This is a genomic window from Nostocoides jenkinsii Ben 74 (genome assembly GCF_001046875.1).
Taxonomy (GTDB): Bacteria; Actinomycetota; Actinomycetes; order Actinomycetales; family Dermatophilaceae; genus Nostocoides_A; species Nostocoides_A jenkinsii.
The window spans coordinates 361500-380386 of sequence record NZ_HF571038.1 but is presented as its reverse complement, the minus strand read 5'-3'; the positions used below and the strand labels follow the sequence as shown (position 1 = coordinate 380386).

Below are 18887 nucleotides of genomic sequence, written 5' to 3'. Positions count from 1 at the left end.
CAGGGCACCAGAACTACGCTGGCGCAATGGCTGATCTGACTTCTCGACCCCTGCGCCGCGACACGCTTGCCGTGCGGGGCGGGTTGATGCGCAGCCAGTTCGAGGAGACTTCCGAGGCGCTATTCCTCACCTCCGGCTACGTCTATTCCAGCGCAGCCGAGGCAGAGGCGACCTTCAAGGAGGAGGTCGAGCGCTACTCATACAGCCGGTATCACAACCCCACCGTGACGATGTTTGAGCAGCGTCTCGCCGCGCTGGAGGGTGCTGAGGCGTGTTATGCCACGCCGACCGGCATGTCCGCCGTCTTCGCTGTCCTGGCCGGACTGTGTGCCGCGGGAGATCGGATCGTGGCCAGCAAGGCGCTTTTCGGCACCTGCTACACCATTTGCGCCGACGTCCTGCCGCGGTGGGGTGTCGAGGCCGTCTTCGTCGACGGGACGGACCTCGCGGCCTGGCGCGAGGCGCTGTCGGTGCCCACGACGGCGGTGTTCTTCGAAACGCCGAGCAATCCGACCATGACCCTGGTCGACATCGCTGCCGTGTCGGAGCTCGCGCACGCGGCCGGCGCAACGGTGGTCGTCGACAACGTTTTCGGCACCCCGCTCTTCTCGACCCCACTCGCCCTCGGCGCCGACATCGTCGTGTACTCCTCGACCAAGCACATCGACGGCCAAGGCCGCATCCTCGGTGGAGCCGTCCTGGGTCGTGAGCAGCAGTTGCGCGAGGTCGTCCGGCCCATGATCCGCAACCTCGGCCTCACGCTGTCGGCGTTCAACGCGTGGGTGTTGGTCAAGTCCCTCGAGACGATGGACCTGCGTCTGCGCGCCCAGTCCAACAACGCCCAGCAGGTCGCCGAGTGGTTCGAAGCGCGTCCCGAGGTCGTGAACGTCTGCTATCCCGGCTTGGCGTCCCACCCCCAGGCGGAGTTGGCCCGGCGCCAGATGAGCGGCTACGGCACAGTCGTGACGTTCACTGTCGATGCCGACAAGGCCGCCACCTTCCGGGTCCTTGATGCGCTCGAGATCGTCGACATCTCCAACAATCTCGGTGACACGAAGTCGCTGATCACCCACCCGGCGACCACGACCCACTCCCGCTTCTCGGCCGAAGAGCTCGCCGACATGGGCATCACCGCGGGAACGATGCGGCTGTCCGTTGGACTGGAAGACCCACTCGATCTGATCGAGGACTTGGAGCGCGCCTTCGCGGCGATCGCGCAGGCCTGACCCGCTCCTTAGCCGAGGATTCCCCGGAACCAGCGCTGCCAGGTGGCAGTCTCAGACCAAGCCCCGCCCACGACATACGCCTTGACCTGGCCGTTGTCCTTGGCCCACGGCCCGATATTGGCCTGGCTGGCCGGGACGTTCAGGGTGGGCCCGGCCGCGTTCGGCACGAGGAAATAGCTTCCCTCCGGGCCGGCGAAGAACTGATCCCAGCGCACTCTGGACCCGTCCGAGCCGGTGAACTCGACCCGGAGCACCACGTGATCGTGGAAATCGCCGCGACCGACATTGCTGCCGTTCTCGATCCATTCGCCCTTTCGGGTTCCGGCGACATAGGCACCCGCCGCGGTGGCGTCGTGCTGGTCGGAGAACAACAGGGTCCCGGCACGGTCATACGCACAAACCGAGAGCCGGCTCGGCTCGCCGGCGCCGGTCCACGAGGTGGTCGGTCCCGTCTTCGGCAGCTGCACGGGGCAGTCGTTGGCGTCGGTGGTGACGGCCTGCGCCGTCCCGAGGACTTGCGCGATGAGCGCCGCATTCTTGCTGTATGCCGTGACGGTCGTCCCACCGACCGCTCGCGTCTCGCGGATGACGCCGTCGGGGAAGGTCTCGGTGCCGGGAGTCATCCCGGCCGCCCCCAACAGGACGGCGTCCACGGTCGGGTGCCCAGGCGGCCCGCCGCCACAGACGTCGGTCATCATCACCGGCCGTCCGACATACGACCCCTCCTGGTGCTCGCCGTAGGTCGAACTGCCCGGCTTCGTGTACGCCCACCACCCGGCGCAGTCCGTGACACTATCGCCATTCCAATCGAACTGCGCCGGCGCCCCGCCCCACCCCCAGGTCGGGGGCACGCGGACTTGCGCACCGCCATACGACTCGACTCGCCATTCGTCCGGGACCGTCGCGGTGGACGCGGAGTTGCTCGGGGACACGGTCGCGGACGGGGACCCGGCGGCAACTCCCGTCTCGCCCGAACCGCCCACGTCAAGCACATTGCGCGCAACCAGTCCCGCCGGGACGGCGAGCGCGGCCATCGCGGCCACGGCCGGAAGCACCCAGCGACGCCGACGGGAAATCCCGCCTGTGTCGCCCGCGGCAGCGGACAGGGTTCCCGCCACCGGAGCATCGAGACGCTCGGGGGCATCGCCGGCATGGTGGCGCAGTGCGTCGCGCAGGACGCGCTCAAGATCGGAATCGTCATACGTGGGCTTGGTCATCGGTTCGTCCCCTGGGCGGTCAAGGTGGTGTGCAGGCGGCGCAGCGCCCGGTGGATGTGCGAGCGCGCGGTGGTTTCGGAGCACCCCAGGACGCCCGCGATCTCCGGATAGTCCAGGTCCTCGTAGAACCTCAGGACGACCGCGGCCCGCTGTTGGGGCGGGAGCGTGGCGCACATGCGCCAGACCGCGTCGTGCTCGGCGATGCGCTCGCTCGCATCGCCGCCGGCGCCGCCCCTCGGTTCGGCCACGACCACTTGGCGGCGCCCGAACCGCCGCCAGTTGCTGATGTGGGCGTTGGCGATCATGCGCCGGACGTAGGTCTCGGGGTCTTCCAGGCGGCCCACGTGCTCCCAGCGCGCAAATGCCTCGGTCACCGCCGTCTGCACGGCGTCCTGGGCCCCTTCGGCCGACCCGGTGACGAGGTAGCCGAAGCGCAGCAGGCTCGCTTGGCGCGAGGTCACCCACGCATCGAAGCTCGTCGCGTTCATCGTCGTCACCATGCCCTACTCACGCGCTTGACCGGCCGGGCGTTGCAGCGCTGTCGAGGATTTTTCTAGTCCCGCGCGGTCGCCTGCAAGATCCACGGGCGGCCGGTGCGCTCCGGAGGGTGCAAGGCGACCTCGAACCGCGACGCCAACACGGTCAACAGACCCGCCGGGCGCCGTGGATCGGCGCCGTCCTCGCACAGAGCCCGCGCCACCAGGCCGCGCGTGTGTTTTGCCATGTGACTCGCGCCCGGGACGTTGACGGCAACCCAACGATCGGCGAGGCCGCCGCGAGGCGTCCACGTCGCGGCGTAGGTCGCCGATCGACAGTCGACGATGAGTCCGTTGCCTGCGGCGGGAGCCAGGACCGCATCAAGGCATCCCTTCCACCGGGTGGCCAGGCGCCCCACCCCGGGCAGGTCCGCGCCCATAGAGGTGCGGTATGGCGCGATCCGGTCACCCGGGCGGACAGCGCCGTACACCGCGGACGAGATCACGAGCCGTCGGGCCGCGCGCCGCTTGCCGGCGGGAGACAAGGTGGGGGCGGCCAAAGCGTCATACAGCACGCCGGTGTAGATCTCCAAGGCCGGCCGTGCGGGCCGCGTGGTGAGGCTGAGATTGGCGTCCACCTCGTCCTGGAGCGTGGTCGGAACGTCGAGGAGGTGGAGCGCGTCCGCTCGGGCCGAGGCGGTGACCAGGGCGTCGATGATCTCGGCACGAAGGGCGGTCAACTCCGGGAACGAGACGGACTCCAACCGCATGGGCGCGCCGCGGCGGGGGCGGAACTTGGTCTCCGATGGGGGCAGGAGGATGAGCACGGCGACACTGTAGGCCGCCGCCCACCGGTGCCGTGGACGCTGATCGCCCCGTTGTCGGAGGGGGCCATTAGGTTGTCGGACATGGCCAACGACCACCATTTGCGCACGCGATTTCGCCCCGATGTCACCGAGGTTCTCGGTGACGAGCAGTTGCTGGCGCGATTCGCCGCGATCCGGTCGCAGTTCAAGGTGCCGACGGCTTTCCCGCCAGCGGTGTTGGCCGAGGCCGAAGCCGTCGTCGGCGCCCCGCTCGACCTGCCCGAGCGCGACGAGACGTCGGTGTCGTTCTTCACCATCGACCCGCCGGGGTCGATGGACCTTGACCAGGCGATGCATATCGAGCGAGTCGCCGAGGGGTTCCGGGTCCGCTACGCGATCGCCTACCTCACGGCTTTCGTCGCCCCGGGCGGGGCCATTGACGCCGAAGCGCACGCCCGTGGGCAGACGATCTACGCACCGGACGAGCGCACCCCCTTGCATCCGCCGGCGGTGAGCGAGGGAGCGGCCAGCCTGTTGCCGGGGGAGACGCGCGCGGCATACGTCTGGGATATGAAGGTTGGGGACGACGGCGAGGGCACCTCAGTCGAGGTCTATCGGGCGCTGGTCAAGAGCGTCGACCGGCTCGACTACGCCCAGGTGCAACGGATGATCGATGACGGCAGCGCCGACGAGCGGGTCGCGCTGCTGAAGGAGGTGGGGGAGCGACGCATCGCGTTCGAGAAACGTCGCGGCGGTGCCAGCCTGCCGATGCCGGAGCAGGAGGTCACCAAGGACGATGCGGGTCACTACGTCCTCACCTTCCGGCCACCCGTGCCGGCCGAGGAGTGGAACGCCCAGATCTCCCTCATGACCGGCATGGCCGCGGCCGAGTTGATGGTGGCGGCCAAGGTGGGGATTCTGCGCATCCTCCCCACACCGCCCACGGAGGCCATCGAGCGGTTCCTTCGGGAGGCCAAGGCCCTCGGGGTCGAGTGGACCGAGGGACAGCCGTATGGCGAGTTCCTCCGCTCCCTGGATCGCCGCGATCCACGTCATCTCGCCTTGATCTACGACGCGACCGGGCTCTTCCGCGGGTCCGCTTATGCGGCCTTCGACGGTGAGGTGCCCGCCAACCCCGAGCATGGGGCGCTCGCCTCGACCTATGCCCACGTCACCGCGCCCTTGCGCCGGCTCGTCGACCGGTTCGGCCTGGCGGTCGCCGAAGCTCTCTCGCAGGGACAGCCCATCCCCGAATGGGCGCGCTCCGGACTGGCCGCCTTGCCCGAGATCATGGCCGCGTCGTCGCGGGTGGCTTCCGGTGTGGAGCGAGCGTGCACCGACGCCGTCGAGGCGGCTGTCCTGGGCACGCAGGTCGGCGAGGTCTTCGATGGCGTCATCGTCGATAACGGCCAACACGGCATGTGGCTGCTGCAACTCACCGACGCGGCCGTCGTCGCGCAAACCTCCACCCGTGTGCGGATCGATCTCGGCGATCAGGTTCGGGCCCGACTGGTGGAGGCGTCCATCGACACCGGCGAGGTCCGATTCGAGGTGGTCGAGCGGGTCGGGAGCCAGGGACAATAGACTTCAGGCGGGAAGAGTCGACCAGACGGTCGCGTTCGGTCGCCAACGGTGACCGGCCGAGGAACGTCCGGACTCCGAAGGGCACGGTGGTGGCTAACGGCCACCCGGGGCGACCCGCGGGAAAGTGCCACAGAGAGAAGACCGCCGACCGCGGCATTACGTCGTGGTCGGTCAGGGTGAAAGGGTGGTGTAAGAGACCACCAGCGGCCTGGGTGACCAGGTCGGCTAGGTAAACCCCACCGGGAGCAAGTCCGAATATGCGTGCGTTCGACGGCGGCCCGCCGGAGCACGCGGGTAGGGCGCTTGAGCCAGTCGGCAACGGCTGGCCTAGATGGATGACCGTCGCCCACGCACGGGCAACTGTGTGCGGGAACAGAATCCGGCGTATCGGTCGACTCTTCCCGTCCAACCCAGAGTTGTCTTCCCGCGTAACCCAGAGTTGGCGGTTTCGCACCCATCGCAGGCCGATCCCCGCACCGACCTGCTCAGTTGCTACCGTCCGAAGCTATGCGCATCACTCATCTCGGTCACGCCTGCCTGCTCATCGAGGCGGCGGGCCAGCGCATACTGATCGATCCCGGCGCCTTCGTCCCCGATTTCGCCGAGGCCACCGACCTTGATGCGATCGTGGTGACCCATCAGCACGCCGACCATCTCGACCAGAAGCGGGTCCTCGACATCCGGCGGCGCAACCGGTCGGCCTTCGTCTTGGCGGACCCGCAGTCAACGGCGATTCTCGTCGGTCTCGGCATTGACACCACGGCCCAGAACGGGACCGACCACCACGTGGGCCCGATCACGATCCGGCCGGTCGGCAAGAAGCACGCCCTGATCCACAAGGACTGGCCCATCATCGACAACGTCGGCGTCGTATTGACCGCGCCGGACGAGCCGAGCATCTATCACCCGGGCGACACGCTGGCCGAGGACCCCGGCGAGGTGGACATTGCCTGCTTCCCACTGAACGCGCCCTGGCAGCGCAGCCGGGAGATGACCCGCTTCCTACGTCGGCTGGAGGTGGCGCGCGCCATCCCCATCCACGACGGGCTCCTCAACGAGACCGGCCGGAAGCTCTATCTGTCGCAGGCGCGGACCCTCGGCTGCGCGACTACGGAGATCGTCGATCTCGCTGGCGGGGGGCCTGTCGACCTGACGTGACCCCGCTGCCGGCGCGAGCCGGCCTCAGTCCTCGCCTTCCTCCCAGCGCCGGTCCGCCTCGTCCCAGGCCTTCGTCTTCTCGGCTGCCGTTTGCAGCGCGCGCGAGGCTTCTTCTTCGGTGTCGTACGGGCCCATCACGTCGGAGTCCATCCCGCGGGTGTCGTCGTTCTCCACCTGGCCGGTCGCCACGTTGAACCAAAAAGCCATGTCAGCAACTCCCTCGTCGCTCGGGGCGTCCGGTCCGGATGCCTAGACTCAACCGTATGCCGCTCACCCGCGCCCATGTGTCTCCGGGCTCGATCTCTGCTCGCCGGCCGGTCCCGGCCGGGATCGCGCGTCCCGAGTATGTCGATCGTCCGGCCCCGAAGCCGTTCACGGGTTCGGAGGTCAAGGACGCCGAGACCATCGCCAAGATGCGGGTGGCCGGCACCATCGCGGCCCAGGCGATGGCCACCGCTGCAGCGGCCATCGCGCCGGGCGTCACCACCGACGAACTCGACGCCATCGCTCACGAGTTCCTGCTCGACCACGGTGCCTACCCCTCGACCTTGGGCTACCGCGGGTTCCCCAAGTCGATCTGCACCTCCGTCAACGAGGTCGTCTGCCACGGCATCCCGGATGATCGACGCCTTGAGGACGGCGACATCGTCAATATCGACATCACGGCGTTCATCGGGGGCGTGCACGGCGACACCGATGCGACTTATCTCGTCGGCGACGTCGACGAGGAGTCCCGGCTGTTGGTCGAGCGCACTCACGAGGCGATGATGCGCGGGATCAAGGCGGCGGCGCCCGGTCGGCCGATCAATGTCATCGGCCGCGTGATCGAGAGCTATGCCCGGCGCTTTGGCTATGGCGTCGTCCGCGACTTCACCGGGCACGGCATCGGCACGGCCTTTCACTCGGGCCTGATCGTGCCGCACTACGACGCGGCGCCGCATTACGGGACGATCATCGAGGCTGGTATGACGTTCACCGTCGAGCCGATGCTCAACCTCGGCACCCACGAATGGTCGATGTGGCCCGACAAGTGGACCGTGGTCACCAAGGACAAGCGGCGCTCGGCTCAGTTCGAGCACACGATCCTGGTGACCGATAACGGCAACGAGATCCTGACGCTGCCGTAGGCCACGTCACTCCGGAGCGAGAGTCACTCCAGGAACGAGTGCTCCTGCGCGGGGAAGGTCCCGGCGGCGACGTCCGCGGCATACTCCTTGGCGGCGTTGCCGAGGGCAGTGCGCAGATCGGCATACTTCTTGACGAAGCGGGGGGCGCGGCCCCCGCGCAGGCCGGCGAGGTCCTGCCAGACCAGCACCTGTGCGTCGCAGTCCGGACCGGCGCCGATGCCGATGGTCGGAATCCGCAGGGCCTCGGTCACCCGAGCGGCCGCGGGGGCAGGGACCATCTCCATCACGATTGCAAAGCAGCCGGCCGCTTCGAGCGCGAGCGCATCTTCCAGCAGCTTCTCCGCCCCGGCGCCGCGACCCTGGACCTTGTAGCCCCCGAGCACGTGCTCGCTCTGCGGCGTGAAGCCGATGTGGCCCATGACCGGGATGCCCGCGCGGACGAGTAACTCGACCTCCGGCACCATCGCCTTCCCGCCCTCCAGTTTCACCGCGTGCGCGAGTCCCTCCTTCATGAAGCGCGTCGCCGTGGCCAGCGCCTGCTGCGGGCTCGCCTGGTAGGAGCCAAACGGCAGGTCCGCCACAACCATCGCGTGCTTGGCCGCCGACGTGACCGCCCGACAGAGCGGCACCAGGTGATCGACGGTGACCGGGACGGTGGTCTCGAACCCATAGACGTTGTTCCCGGCCGAGTCGCCGACCAGCAGCACGGGGATGCCGGCCTCGTCGAAGATCTCCGCGGCATACATGTCGTATGCCGTGAGCATCGCCCACTTCTCGCCGCGCTCCTTCATCGCGATCAAGTGGGGGACGCGCACTCGTCGTTGTGGTGCCGCCTGGGCGCCGGTGCCATAGGGATTGGTCGACTCGGGGGCGGGCTGACTCGTCATTTGGGCATCCTAAGGAGTCCGCTCGCGGGCGCTCGGGCAAGATTCTTCGCCGAATCCCGCCTCTGGCGGGATTTCGTCACGCGATAAGTCTGGTCAGACGGGCCGATCCGTGTTTGCCTTGCCCCTGGGTGCCCATCCGTGGGTCCCAGAACCGATTGGGAGGAAGTTGACAGTGAAGAAACGACACGTGGGTGCCGTGTCGGGCGTGGCCGTAGCGGCCCTCGCCCTCGCGATGGCCCCGTCGACTGCGCAGGCGGGATCCTCGCCTACGCCGGCCCCTGCTTCGGATGGGCCGCAAGCGATTCGCAAGGGCGGGGACTCCCTGCCCAACCCGTTGGCAGACGCGCAGAACGCCCTGCGCGCCGACGCGCTCAACAAGCTGTTCACCGGCAAGGCAACCCTGGAGGGCTCTGGCGCCAACCGCGTCATCAAGCTGTCCGGCAACCCCAACGCCCGCGCCGGCGACCCGACGGCACGGTCTCGGTGGGTCTGGTACCCCACCAAGCGCGAAGAGTCCATCTTCACGATCCTTGTCGATTTCGGCAACAAGACCATGCCGGCCACCGGCGGCACCCCGGGTCCGCTCAACAACCAGATCCCCGCGCCGGACCGCAAGTGGGACGGCAACTCGACCGACAACAATTCGACCTATTGGACGAAGAACTTCAACGTCGCGCACTACAAGAACATGATGTTCGGGACCGGGACGTCCTTCAAGGACTTCTACCTCAAGCAGTCGCAAGGCCGTTTCCTGGCCAAGGGTGACGTCTCCGACTGGGTGCGTGTGCCCTACAACGAGGCGCGCTACGGCTCTAACAAGCTGCCCGACAACGAGGTCTACTGGCCGTTCATCGAGGACAGTGTCGACGCCTGGTATGCCAAGCAGATCAAGATGGGCAAGACCAAGGCGCAGATCCGGGCCTACCTGAGCCAGTTCGACAAGGTTGACCGCTACGACGCCGACGGCGACGGCAACTTCAACGAGCCGGACGGCTACATCGACCACTTCCAGGACATCCACGCCGGTGAAGGCGAGGAAGCCGGCGGCGGCGCGCAGGGCGAGGACGCGATCTGGAGCCACCGTTGGTACGTCAACTCCACTGACATCGGTGTGACCGGTCCGGGCAACAACAAGCTCGGCGGCGCGCAGATCGGTGACTCCGGAATCTGGGTCGGTGACTACACCACTGAGCCCGAGAACGGCGGCCTCGGTGTGTTCGCGCACGAGTTTGGCCATGACCTCGGCCTGCCGGACTACTACGACACCCAAGGTGGCGACAACAGCACGGCCTTCTGGACCCTCATGTCCTCGGGCTCCTGGCTGAACCGCGGCGGCGCCGCAATCGGCACGGTCCCCGGCTACATGGGCCCGTTGGAGAAGGCCCAGCTCGGCTGGCTCGACTACCAGGTCGTGCCGTTCGGCAAGACCTCGACGCCGATCCTCGGCCCGGCCAACAAGGACGGCCAGGGTATGCCGCAGGCCGTCGTGGTCCCGCTGCCCAACCGCCAGCTCGTGATCAAGTACAACACCCCCTACGCGGGCTCCATGGAGTGGTGGGGCGGCGCTGCCGATGACCTCCAGAACACCATGAGCCGCCAGCTCGACCTCACCGGTGCCACGACCGCCAAGGTCGACGCCATGCTGTGGGCCGACATCGAGGAGGACTACGACTTCCTGTATGCCGAGGCCTCCACCGATGGTGGCAAGACCTGGGCACAGGTCGGCGACCCGATCACCGGGCAGAACCCCCAGTGGGTGGCACAGTCGTGGAACCTCTCCGCGTGGGCGGGCAAGAAGATTGACTTCCGCTTCCGCTACGCCACTGACGGCGGCCTCCACTACGGCGGTCCGTTCCTCGACAACATCAAGATCACCAAGGGCAGCACGGTCCTGGTCGACGATGGTGCCGAGAATGGCGACAACGGCTGGACCACCGATGGCTTCAGCCGGACCACGGGCACCACGAGCGAGTCGAAGCCCAACTACTACATGGTGGAGAACCGGGTCTACTCCGGCTACGACAACACCCTGAAGACGGGCCCCTACAACTTCGGTTGGGCCACCACCAAGCCTGACTGGGTGGAGCGCTTCCCGTACCAGAACGGCCTCGTGGTCTGGTACGTCGACTACCGCTATGGCGACAACAACACCAGCCAGCACCCGGGTGCTGGGCTGTCGCTCCCGGTCGACGCTCGTCCGGCGGCGATCATGAACGCGCAGGGCACGATCACCAACCGTCGTGGCGCCTTCGACGCGACGTTCGGTCTTGAGCGCACCGACCGCGTGGTTTTCCACAAGAACGGCGTGCCGATCGTGATGCCGTCTCGTCCGGCCATGTCGACCTTCGACGACTCCAACCCGACGCGCTACTGGAGCGCTGACAACCCGGGCGGCTCCGTCCAGGTCGCCGGCACGGGCACCGTCATCAAGGTGACGTCGCAGGACCCGACGCGTGGTTGGCCGATGAAGCTCAACATCTCCTTCAAGTGAGCCTGCGCTCGCTCTGACTGAGGATCATCTGCGGCGTGAGCCGATGGACGACCGAGGGCCCCGGGAGTTCCTCCCGGGGCCCTCGCCGTTGCCCGCTTCAGGTTAACGATGCGGGTTAACGCCCCCGTAACACGCATGCGATTGGATGCCGACATGGATCGTCAGCAGGAGTTTGTCCTGCGGACCATCGAAGAACGAGACATCCGGTTCGTGCGCCTGTGGTTCACGGACGTCCTCGGCACGCTGAAGTCCGTGGCCATCGCCCCGGCTGAGCTCGAAGGGGCGTTCGCGGAGGGCATCGGATTCGACGGCTCGGTCATCGAAGGGTTCGCCCGCGTCTTCGAATCCGACATGCTCGCCAAACCCGACCCGGCGACCTTCCAGGTCCTGCCGTGGCGCGGGGAAGCGCCCGGCACAGCCCGGATGTTCTGCGACATCATGCTTCCGGACGGCACCCCCAGCATCGCCGACCCGCGCAACGTCTTGAAGCGGGCCCTCGCCAAGTGCGCGGACATGGGTTACACCTTCTACATCCACCCCGAGATCGAGTTCTTCCTGCTCAAGCAGGGATGGAAGCCAGGAGAGCGGCCGGAGCCGATCGATCAGGCGGGCTACTTCGATCACGTGCCCAAGGGCATGGCCCACGACTTCCGTCGCGCCGCCATCCAGATGCTGGAGGCCATCGGCATTTCGGTGGAATTCAGTCACCACGAGGGCGCGCCCGGGCAGAACGAAATCGATCTTCGGTATGCCGATGCCCTCACCACCAGCGACAACATCATGACCTTCCGCACCGTGGTGAAGGAGGTTGCGCTGGAGCGCGACATCTATGCAACCTTCATGCCGAAGGTGTTCGCGGAGCACCCGGGCTCGGGCATGCATACCCACATGTCGTTGTTCCAGGGTGACGCCAACGCCTTCTTCGAGGCGGGCGCGCCATACCAACTCTCGACCGTGGCGCGGCAGTTCATCGCCGGCATTCTGCGGCACGGAGCCGAGATCACCGCCGTCACCAACCAGTGGGTGAACTCCTATAAGCGCATCTGGGGTGGGGGGGAGGCGCCCGCCCACATCACGTGGGGACACAACAACACCTCCGCCATGGTTCGCGTCCCGATGTACAAGCCGCTGAAGGGGCAGAGCAGCCGCGTCGAAGTCCGCACCATCGACGCCGCCTGCAACCCCTATTTGGCGTATGCCGTGACTCTCGCCGCCGGCCTCAAGGGGATCGAGGAGGGCTACGAGTTGCCCCCCGAGACCGAGGATGACGTCTGGAGCCTCACCCGCAACGAGCGTCGCGCCCTCGGCATCGAGCCACTGCCGTCCTCGCTGTCGGAGGCGATCACGGCGATGGAGCGCAGCGAACTCGTGGCCGAGACGCTGGGCGAACACGTCTTCGACTTCTTCCTGCGCAACAAGCGGCGGGAGTGGGAGGACTACCGCCACCAGGTGACCGCCTTCGAGCTGGAGCGCCTCCTTCCGCGCCTCTGACGCGGCATACAACTGGCGCGGCAGGCCCCTTCGCGGACGCAATAACGTGCGGCAGGCCCCTTCGCGGACGCAATAACCTGCGGCGGACGCAAAGGCTTTTGCGTCCGCCGCAGGTTATTGCGTCCGCTGGCTGAGCCCCGGCTGGCTGACCCGGCCGACCGCGCTGGCTGACCCGTGGCCTCGATCCGACCCCTCGATCTCGGGCTGACCCGGCCGCGGGATCTGGGCGGGGCGTTTAGGCTGAGCGGGTGGCCACGACCCGCGCCGGCAGCCCCGAGGCCATGCTCGCCCGTCTGGGGTTCGCGGAGCCTGATCGGGCGGCTCGACTGCTCAGCGATCCCGCCCTCGCCGGTCTGATCGATCCACTGGACGACTCCTTCGCCGACGGACCTATCCAGGCGCTGGCCGAGGTGGCCGATCCCGACCTGGCGCTGCTCAGCCTCGTGCGCCTGATGGAGGCTTTGCGCGCCGCCGCCAACCGGGAACCCGAGACGTCCCCGTTGCACAGGGATGTGGCGGCGCTCATCGCGGAGTTGCGTCGTCCCGGCGTCGGTCGGCAACGACTGCTCGCCGTCCTCGGGGCCTCCATCGCCCTTGGCGATCATCTGGTCTGCCACCCCGAGCACTGGCGCAGCGTCGCCGACGCGAAACCCCGCTCGGTCGAGCAACGGATCGCTCGCATCGTCGGCAAGGTCAAGAATCCGCCCGACGGGCTTAGCCCAGAGGACGCCCTCCGGGTGTTTTACCGGCGAGGACTTCTGGGCATCACTGCCCTCGATCTCACCGCTCCCGACCCGCTGGAAGAACTCCCGAGGACCGCCGCCGCGCTCGCCGACCTGGCCCAGGCGGCGTTGGAAGCGGCATACGAGATCGCCCGGATGGAGGCGGGGGCCGCCGCGGACACGGTTCGCCTCGCCGTCATCGCGATGGGCAAGACCGGTGGACGCGAACTCAACTACATCTCCGATGTGGACGTCATCTTCGTCGCCGAGCCCGCGCCCGGCTTGCCCGAGGAAGAGGCCATGCGCGTCGGGACCACGATGGCGGCGCGCATCATGACCGCCTGTGGCAAGTCCACGCCCGCCGGCACGCTTTGGCCGGTGGACGCCGCGCTGCGGCCGGAGGGGAAGGCGGGCCCACTCGTGCGGACGGTGGCCAGCCACCGCCACTACTACGAGCGGTGGGCCAAGACCTGGGAGTTCCAGGCGCTGCTGAAGGCGCGTGCGGTCGCGGGCGATCGGGAAGTCGGCGAGGCCTACCTGGCCGCCGTCGGGCCGATGGTCTGGGAGGCCGCGTCCCGGGAAAACTTCGTCGACGACGTGCAAGCGATGCGCCGGCGCGTGGAAGCACACATCCCCAACGGCGAGGCCGGCCGACAGCTCAAGCTCGGGCCTGGGGGCCTGCGGGACATCGAGTTCAGCGTGCAATTGCTGCAGCTGGTCCACGGGCGCACCGACGCCACCCTCCACTCGGGAACGACGCTCGACGCGTTGGCTGCGCTCGCCGCCGGTGGCTATGTCGGCCGGGACGATGCGGCGGTGCTGGGCGCGGCATACCGGCTCTTGCGCACGCTGGAGCACCGGATCCAGCTGCAGCGACTGCGGCGCACCCACCTCATTCCGACATCGAGGGCGGAACTACGGCGCCTTGGCCGGGCACTCGGCTATCGCCAGGACCCGGCCGCAGGTGTCGAGCAGGCGTGGCGCGCCGAAGCGCGTCAGGTGCGCCGGTTGCACGAACGCCTCTTCTATCGCCCCTTGCTCAACGCGGTCGCGCGACTCGGCACCGATGACGTCCGGTTGACGCCCGATGCCGCCCGGGATCGGTTGTTGGCGTTGGGTTTCCGGGACCCGGCCGGCGCGCTGCGCCATCTCGAAGCACTCACCGAAGGGGTGTCTCGGCGTGCCGCCATTCAGCGGCATCTCCTCCCGGTCATGCTGGGTTGGTTCGCCGAGGAGATCGACCCGGACGGCGGGCTACTCGCGTTCCGACAAGTGAGCGAGACCCTCGGCACCACCGGCTGGTACCTCCGGCTGCTGCGGGATGAGCCCCAAGCCGCGGAGTACCTCGCGCGCACCCTGGCCCGCAGTCGCTTCGCCGCCGAGGTGCTGCGCGCCGCTCCAGACGCCGTCCAAATCCTCGGAGAACCCGGTGGCCTGGCCCCCCGTTCACGCAGCGACATCGAGCATCGCATGCGGGTTGCGGCGGCGGGTCGAAAGAGCGTGGACGAGGCCGTCGCGGCCGCGCGTCAGATTCGCAAGATCGAACTCTTCCGCATCATCGTGGCGGACCTCAACGATGGCTTGAGCGCCGTCCGCGTCGGCCAGGCCCTCGCCGACCTCACCGACGCGACCATCGCGGTCGCCCTCGATGCGGTCGTCCGGTCCGAGGAGGCGCGGCGCGGCGAACCGATCGGGACCGACCTGCTCGTCGTGGGGATGGGCCGGCTCGGTGGTCGGGAGTGTGGCTATTCCTCCGACGCGGATGTGATGTTCGTGCACGCACCCCACCTCGGGGTGAGCGAGACGACCGCCCAGGCCCAGGCGCTCGAGGTCATCAAGGAACTTCGCCGGGTCCTGGAGCAACCCGGACCGGACCCGGCGATCAGGCTCGATGCCGACCTGCGACCGGAAGGCAAGAACGGCCCGCTGGTTCGCAGCCTCGACTCCTACCGCGCCTATTACGACCGCTGGTCGTCGACCTGGGAGGCGCAGGCCCTGATCCGTGCCCGCCCGGTGGCCGGCAATGACGATCTCGCCGCCAACTTCATCGATCTCATCGACCCGATCCGCTGGCCCGCCTCCGGGCTCGACACCACGCAAGTCCGCGAGATCCGACGTCTCAAGGCACGGATGGAAGCCGAGCGACTCCCGCGCGGCGGTGACCGGCGGACGCATTTCAAACTCGGCACCGGGGGTCTGTCCGACGTCGAGTGGACCGTGCAACTGCTCCAACTCGAGCACGCCCACAACTACCCGACGCTGCGCACGACCTCGACCTTGCCCGCGTTGCACGCCCTGGGGCAGGCCCGCCTCATCTCCAGCGCCGATCAGGCGATACTCGCCGAGGCGTGGATGCGCGCCGACCGAACCCGGGATGCCGCAATGCTGTTCCGTGGTCGTCCCGTCGACTCGATCCCGGCCGACGCCCGCGAGGCCGACGGAACCGCCCGCATTCTCGGTATGCCGCCCGGGTCCGGCCAGGAACTCGTCGAGAACTACCGCCGGCAAGGCCGCCACGCACGCAGCGTCGTCGACCGGCTTTTCTATGGCGAGGCCGACGTCTCGGACGCATGAGACCCGGCTCGCGGGTCCCGCCTAGAATCGACGGCATGTTGCAGCGTCTGGATCTGCGGGGCCGGACCCTGTCCCTGCGTGAGCTTCGCGACGGGCTGCCCCGGGCGCAATTCGACGTCGACGCCGCCCTGTCGGACGTCGAGCCCATCTGCGACGAGGTCCGCCGCGGTGGCGCAGAAGCACTGCGCGAGCTTGCCGAGCGGTTCGACGGCGTGCGGCCCGAGCACCTGCGGGTGCCGGCCGACGTCCTCGCCGCGGCCCTGGCCGGGCTTGATCCCAACGTGCGCCGCGCCCTGGAAGTTTGCATCGAGCGCGTCCGGACGGTGCACGCCGACCAAGCCCGCGACGACGTCACCACCACCGTGACCGACGGCGCCACGGTCACCGAGCGGTGGATTCCCGTCGATCGAGTGGGCCTCTATGTCCCCGGTGGCCGGGCCGTTTATCCCAGCTCCGTGGTCATGAACGTCGTGCCGGCCCAGATCGCGGGCGTCGGCTCCCTCGCGGTCGCGAGCCCGCCGCAACGCGAAAACGTCGGCCACCTCGCGGGCTACCCGCACCCCACCATCCTCGCCGCGTGTGCCCTCGTGGGCGTCGAGGAGGTGTATGCGATGGGCGGCGCCCAAGCTATCGCGGGCTTCGCCTACGGCTTCACCGACGGCGACGACACCTGCGAGCCCGTCAGCCTCGTGACCGGCCCCGGCAATATCTATGTCGCCGCGGCAAAACGCCTGCTCAAGGGCGTGATCGGCATCGACGCCGAGGCCGGACCCACCGAGATCGCGATCCTGGCCGACGCCTCGGCCGATGCCGAGTTCGTGGCGGCCGATCTGATCAGCCAGGCCGAGCACGACCCGCTCGCCGCCTCGGTGCTGGTCACCGACGACGCCGCCCTCGCGGACCGCGTCGTCGACGCAGTCGCCCGCCGCGCCGCCGTCACCAAGCACAGTGAGCGCGTCATCGAAGCCCTCACCGGCACCCAGTCGGCGATCGTCCTCGTCGACGATCTCGACACCGGCCTCGCCGTCGTCAATGCGTATGCCGCGGAGCACCTCGAGATCATGACCGCGGACCCGCAGCGGGTCGCCGCCCGCGTGCGCAACGCCGGCGCCATCTTCGTCGGCGCCTACGCGCCCGTCTCGCTCGGTGACTACGCCGCCGGATCCAATCACGTGCTGCCCACCGGGGGCTGCGCCTGTCACAGCAGCGGCCTGTCGGTGCAGTCCTTCCTTCGCGGGGTGCACGTCGTGGACTACTCCCGGGCGGCACTGGCCGACGTGGCGGACCACATCGTCACCTTGGCTCAAGCCGAGGATCTACCGGCCCACGGCGAGGCCGTCACTGCGCGATTCGCGTCGGCTGGGGAGTTCTGATTTGATGACCGACCCACGCCCAGCGACCGGGCTTCGCGCCCTGCTGCGCTCCGATCTGCAGGACGAAAAGCCTTATGGCGCAACGCAATTGACCGTGCGCGCCGCCCTCAACACCAACGAGAACTCCTACCCCGTCCCTCCCGAGGTGGTCAGCGACATGCTCGCCGAGCTGACGACGGTGCTGCCCACTCTCAATCGCTACCCCGATCGCGAGTTCACCGACCTGCGGGGGGCGCTGGCGGCATACCTCAGCCGGAGCGGGACCGAGATCGGGCCGGACCAGGTGTGGGCCGGCAACGGCTCCAATGAGGTGCTGCTGCACCTGTTGCAGTCCTTCGGCGGCCCCGGCCGGCGCGCGATCGGCTTCACCCCGTCCTATTCGATGCACGCGATCATCGCGACGACGACGGGGACGCAGTGGACGCATGGCCGGCGTAGCCAGGACCCGGCCCGACTGTTCACCTTGGACCCGGAATCGGTGGGCGCGCAGGTCGCCGACATCGACCCCCACCTCGTCTTCATCTGCTCGCCCAACAACCCGACCGGCACGGCGGTCGGCCTCGACGTGATCGAGGCTGCCTACTTCGCCGCCCCGCACGCGGTGGTCGTCGTCGACGAGGCGTATGCCGAGTTCGCCCGCCGCGGCACCCCGACAGCCCTGTCCCTGCTCGCCGGCCGCGAACGCCTTGTCGTGACCCGCACGCTGAGCAAGGCCTTCGCGCTGGCCGGGGGGCGGCTGGGCTACCTCGCCGCCGATCCCGAACTGATCGACCTGCTGCGTTTGGTGCGGATGCCCTACCACCTCTCCGCACCGAGCCAGGCCGTCGCCCGGGCCGCTCTCCGGCACGCCGACACCATGCTGTCCACCGTGGATGTCGTCAAAGACCAGCGCGACCGCATCGTCGTCGAACTCACCGAGATGGGCTACCGCCCCGTGCCGAGCGACGCCAACTTCGTGCTCTTCGGTGGGCTGGCCGACTCGGCGCGCACCTGGCAGGCGCTGCTCGACCAGGACGTCTTGGTGCGCGACGTCGGCATCCCGCACTATCTTCGGGTGACTGCCGGGACTCCGCAGGAGACCTCGGCCTTCCTCGACGCCCTCGCTGCCCTCGGCGACGACCACCGGCTCTCGGACAGAAAGGCACGCTGACATGGCCCGCACCGCCACCCGCACGCGCCGCACCAGCGAGTCCGAGGTTCGCGTGGTCGTCAACCTCGACGGCACCGGCCAGTCCCGGATCGCCACCGGCGTCGGGTTCTACGACCACATGCTCACGGCCCTGGCGCGCCACTCCCTGATCGACCTCGAGATCGAGGCGAGCGGCGACCTCCACATCGACGCCCACCACACCGTCGAGGATGTCGCGATCGTCCTCGGCGAGGCCCTCGGCGAAGCCCTGGGCGATAAGCGCGGCATTGCCCGCTTCGGCGACGCCACGGTCCCGCTCGACGAGGCGCTTGTGCAGGCCGTCGTCGACGTGGCCGGTCGGCCCTATTGCGTCCACGAGGGCGAACCCGACGGCCAGATCTACGTCCTCATCGGCTCCCAGTACCTCGGTTCGCTCACCCGGCACGTCTTCGAGACCATTGCCTTCCGTGCCCAGATCGCCCTGCACATCCGGGTCCTGGCCGGTCGCGACCCGCACCACCTCGTCGAGGCCCAGTTCAAGGCGTTCGCCCGGGCCCTGCGCGCGGCGACCGCGCCGGACCCCGCGGGTGAGCGGCATACCGAGCACGAAGGGTGCGCTTTAGTTC

14 protein-coding genes, 1 other RNA gene and 1 pseudogene are annotated in these 18887 nt (G+C 68.4%); 11 read left to right on the top strand and 5 right to left on the bottom strand.

Annotated features, from left to right (window positions below):
- Positions 1-26 precede the first annotated feature (26 nt).
- On the top strand, positions 27-1226 hold the full coding sequence (metZ, locus tag BN13_RS01715; protein WP_048543915.1) for an O-succinylhomoserine sulfhydrylase: 1200 nt from the start codon (positions 27-29) through the stop codon (positions 1224-1226).
- An 8-nt stretch (positions 1227-1234) separates the two neighbouring features.
- On the opposite strand, the gene BN13_RS01710 is transcribed toward metZ, so the two are convergent.
- The 3 genes from BN13_RS01710 to BN13_RS01700 all read right to left on the bottom strand — a co-directional run bounded on the left by BN13_RS01710 (position 1235) and on the right by BN13_RS01700 (position 3746).
- Entirely contained in the window at positions 1235-2443 is a 1209-nt protein-coding gene (locus BN13_RS01710; RefSeq protein ID WP_048543913.1) for a hypothetical protein, read from the bottom strand.
- Positions 2440-2931, bottom strand: a complete 492-nt coding sequence (locus BN13_RS01705; RefSeq protein ID WP_201329036.1) for a SigE family RNA polymerase sigma factor — start codon at positions 2929-2931, stop codon at positions 2440-2442. Before BN13_RS01705 ends, BN13_RS01710 begins: the two co-directional genes overlap by 4 nt.
- 65 nt (positions 2932-2996) lie before the next feature.
- Positions 2997-3746 carry a YaaA family protein gene (locus tag BN13_RS01700; protein WP_048543906.1) on the bottom strand — a complete coding sequence of 250 codons (750 nt, stop codon included), beginning with the start codon at positions 3744-3746 and terminating at the stop codon, positions 2997-2999.
- 81 nt (positions 3747-3827) lie between these two features.
- On the opposite strand from BN13_RS01700, the gene BN13_RS01695 reads away from it, so the two are divergent.
- The 3 genes from BN13_RS01695 to BN13_RS01690 all read left to right on the top strand — a co-directional run bounded on the left by BN13_RS01695 (position 3828) and on the right by BN13_RS01690 (position 6467).
- Positions 3828-5309 carry an RNB domain-containing ribonuclease gene (locus BN13_RS01695; protein WP_048543903.1) on the top strand — a complete coding sequence of 494 codons (1482 nt, stop codon included), beginning with the start codon at positions 3828-3830 and terminating at the stop codon, positions 5307-5309.
- Between the two features lie 13 nt (positions 5310-5322).
- Positions 5323-5712, top strand: an RNA gene (rnpB, locus tag BN13_RS18410) — RNase P RNA component class A.
- Positions 5713-5816: 104 nt separating this feature from the next.
- Positions 5817-6467: an MBL fold metallo-hydrolase gene (locus BN13_RS01690; protein WP_048543901.1), complete on the top strand. Its 651-nt coding sequence runs from the start codon at positions 5817-5819 to the stop codon at positions 6465-6467.
- Between the two features lie 24 nt (positions 6468-6491).
- Here BN13_RS01690 and BN13_RS01685 read toward each other — a convergent pair whose 3' ends face one another.
- Complete coding sequence (locus tag BN13_RS01685) at positions 6492-6674, bottom strand: hypothetical protein (protein ID WP_048543899.1); 183 nt, start codon at positions 6672-6674, stop codon at positions 6492-6494.
- Positions 6675-6730: 56 nt separating this feature from the next.
- Here BN13_RS01685 and map point away from each other — a divergent pair, with 56 nt between their 5' ends.
- On the top strand, positions 6731-7594 hold the full coding sequence (gene map, locus BN13_RS01680; RefSeq protein ID WP_048543898.1) for a type I methionyl aminopeptidase: 864 nt from the start codon (positions 6731-6733) through the stop codon (positions 7592-7594).
- Positions 7595-7617: 23 nt separating this feature from the next.
- On the opposite strand, the gene panB is transcribed toward map, so the two are convergent.
- Positions 7618-8481, bottom strand: a complete 864-nt coding sequence (gene panB, locus BN13_RS01675) for a 3-methyl-2-oxobutanoate hydroxymethyltransferase (protein ID WP_048543897.1) — start codon at positions 8479-8481, stop codon at positions 7618-7620.
- 172 nt (positions 8482-8653) lie between these two features.
- Here panB and BN13_RS01670 point away from each other — a divergent pair, with 172 nt between their 5' ends.
- The 6 genes and pseudogenes from BN13_RS01670 (at position 8654) to hisB (ending at position 18884) form a co-directional block, all read left to right on the top strand.
- On the top strand, positions 8654-10972 hold the full coding sequence (locus BN13_RS01670) for an immune inhibitor A domain-containing protein (protein ID WP_048543895.1): 2319 nt from the start codon (positions 8654-8656) through the stop codon (positions 10970-10972).
- Between the two features lie 153 nt (positions 10973-11125).
- Positions 11126-12463: a type I glutamate--ammonia ligase gene (glnA, locus tag BN13_RS01665; protein ID WP_048548752.1), complete on the top strand. Its 1338-nt coding sequence runs from the start codon at positions 11126-11128 to the stop codon at positions 12461-12463.
- 281 nt (positions 12464-12744) lie between these two features.
- The gene (locus BN13_RS01660; protein WP_048548750.1) at positions 12745-15759 is read left to right on the top strand and encodes a bifunctional [glutamine synthetase] adenylyltransferase/[glutamine synthetase]-adenylyl-L-tyrosine phosphorylase; all 3015 of its coding nucleotides are present in this window, start codon (positions 12745-12747) and stop codon (positions 15757-15759) included.
- A gap of 35 nt (positions 15760-15794) precedes the next feature.
- On the top strand, positions 15795-17132 hold the full coding sequence (gene hisD / locus BN13_RS01655; protein ID WP_048543891.1) for a histidinol dehydrogenase: 1338 nt from the start codon (positions 15795-15797) through the stop codon (positions 17130-17132).
- A 4-nt stretch (positions 17133-17136) separates the two neighbouring features.
- Positions 17137-18282, top strand: a complete 1146-nt coding sequence (locus BN13_RS01650; protein ID WP_048543889.1) for a histidinol-phosphate transaminase — start codon at positions 17137-17139, stop codon at positions 18280-18282.
- Between the two features lies 1 nt (position 18283).
- A pseudogene (gene hisB / locus BN13_RS01645) lies at positions 18284-18884 on the top strand (imidazoleglycerol-phosphate dehydratase HisB).
- Positions 18885-18887 lie beyond the last annotated feature (3 nt).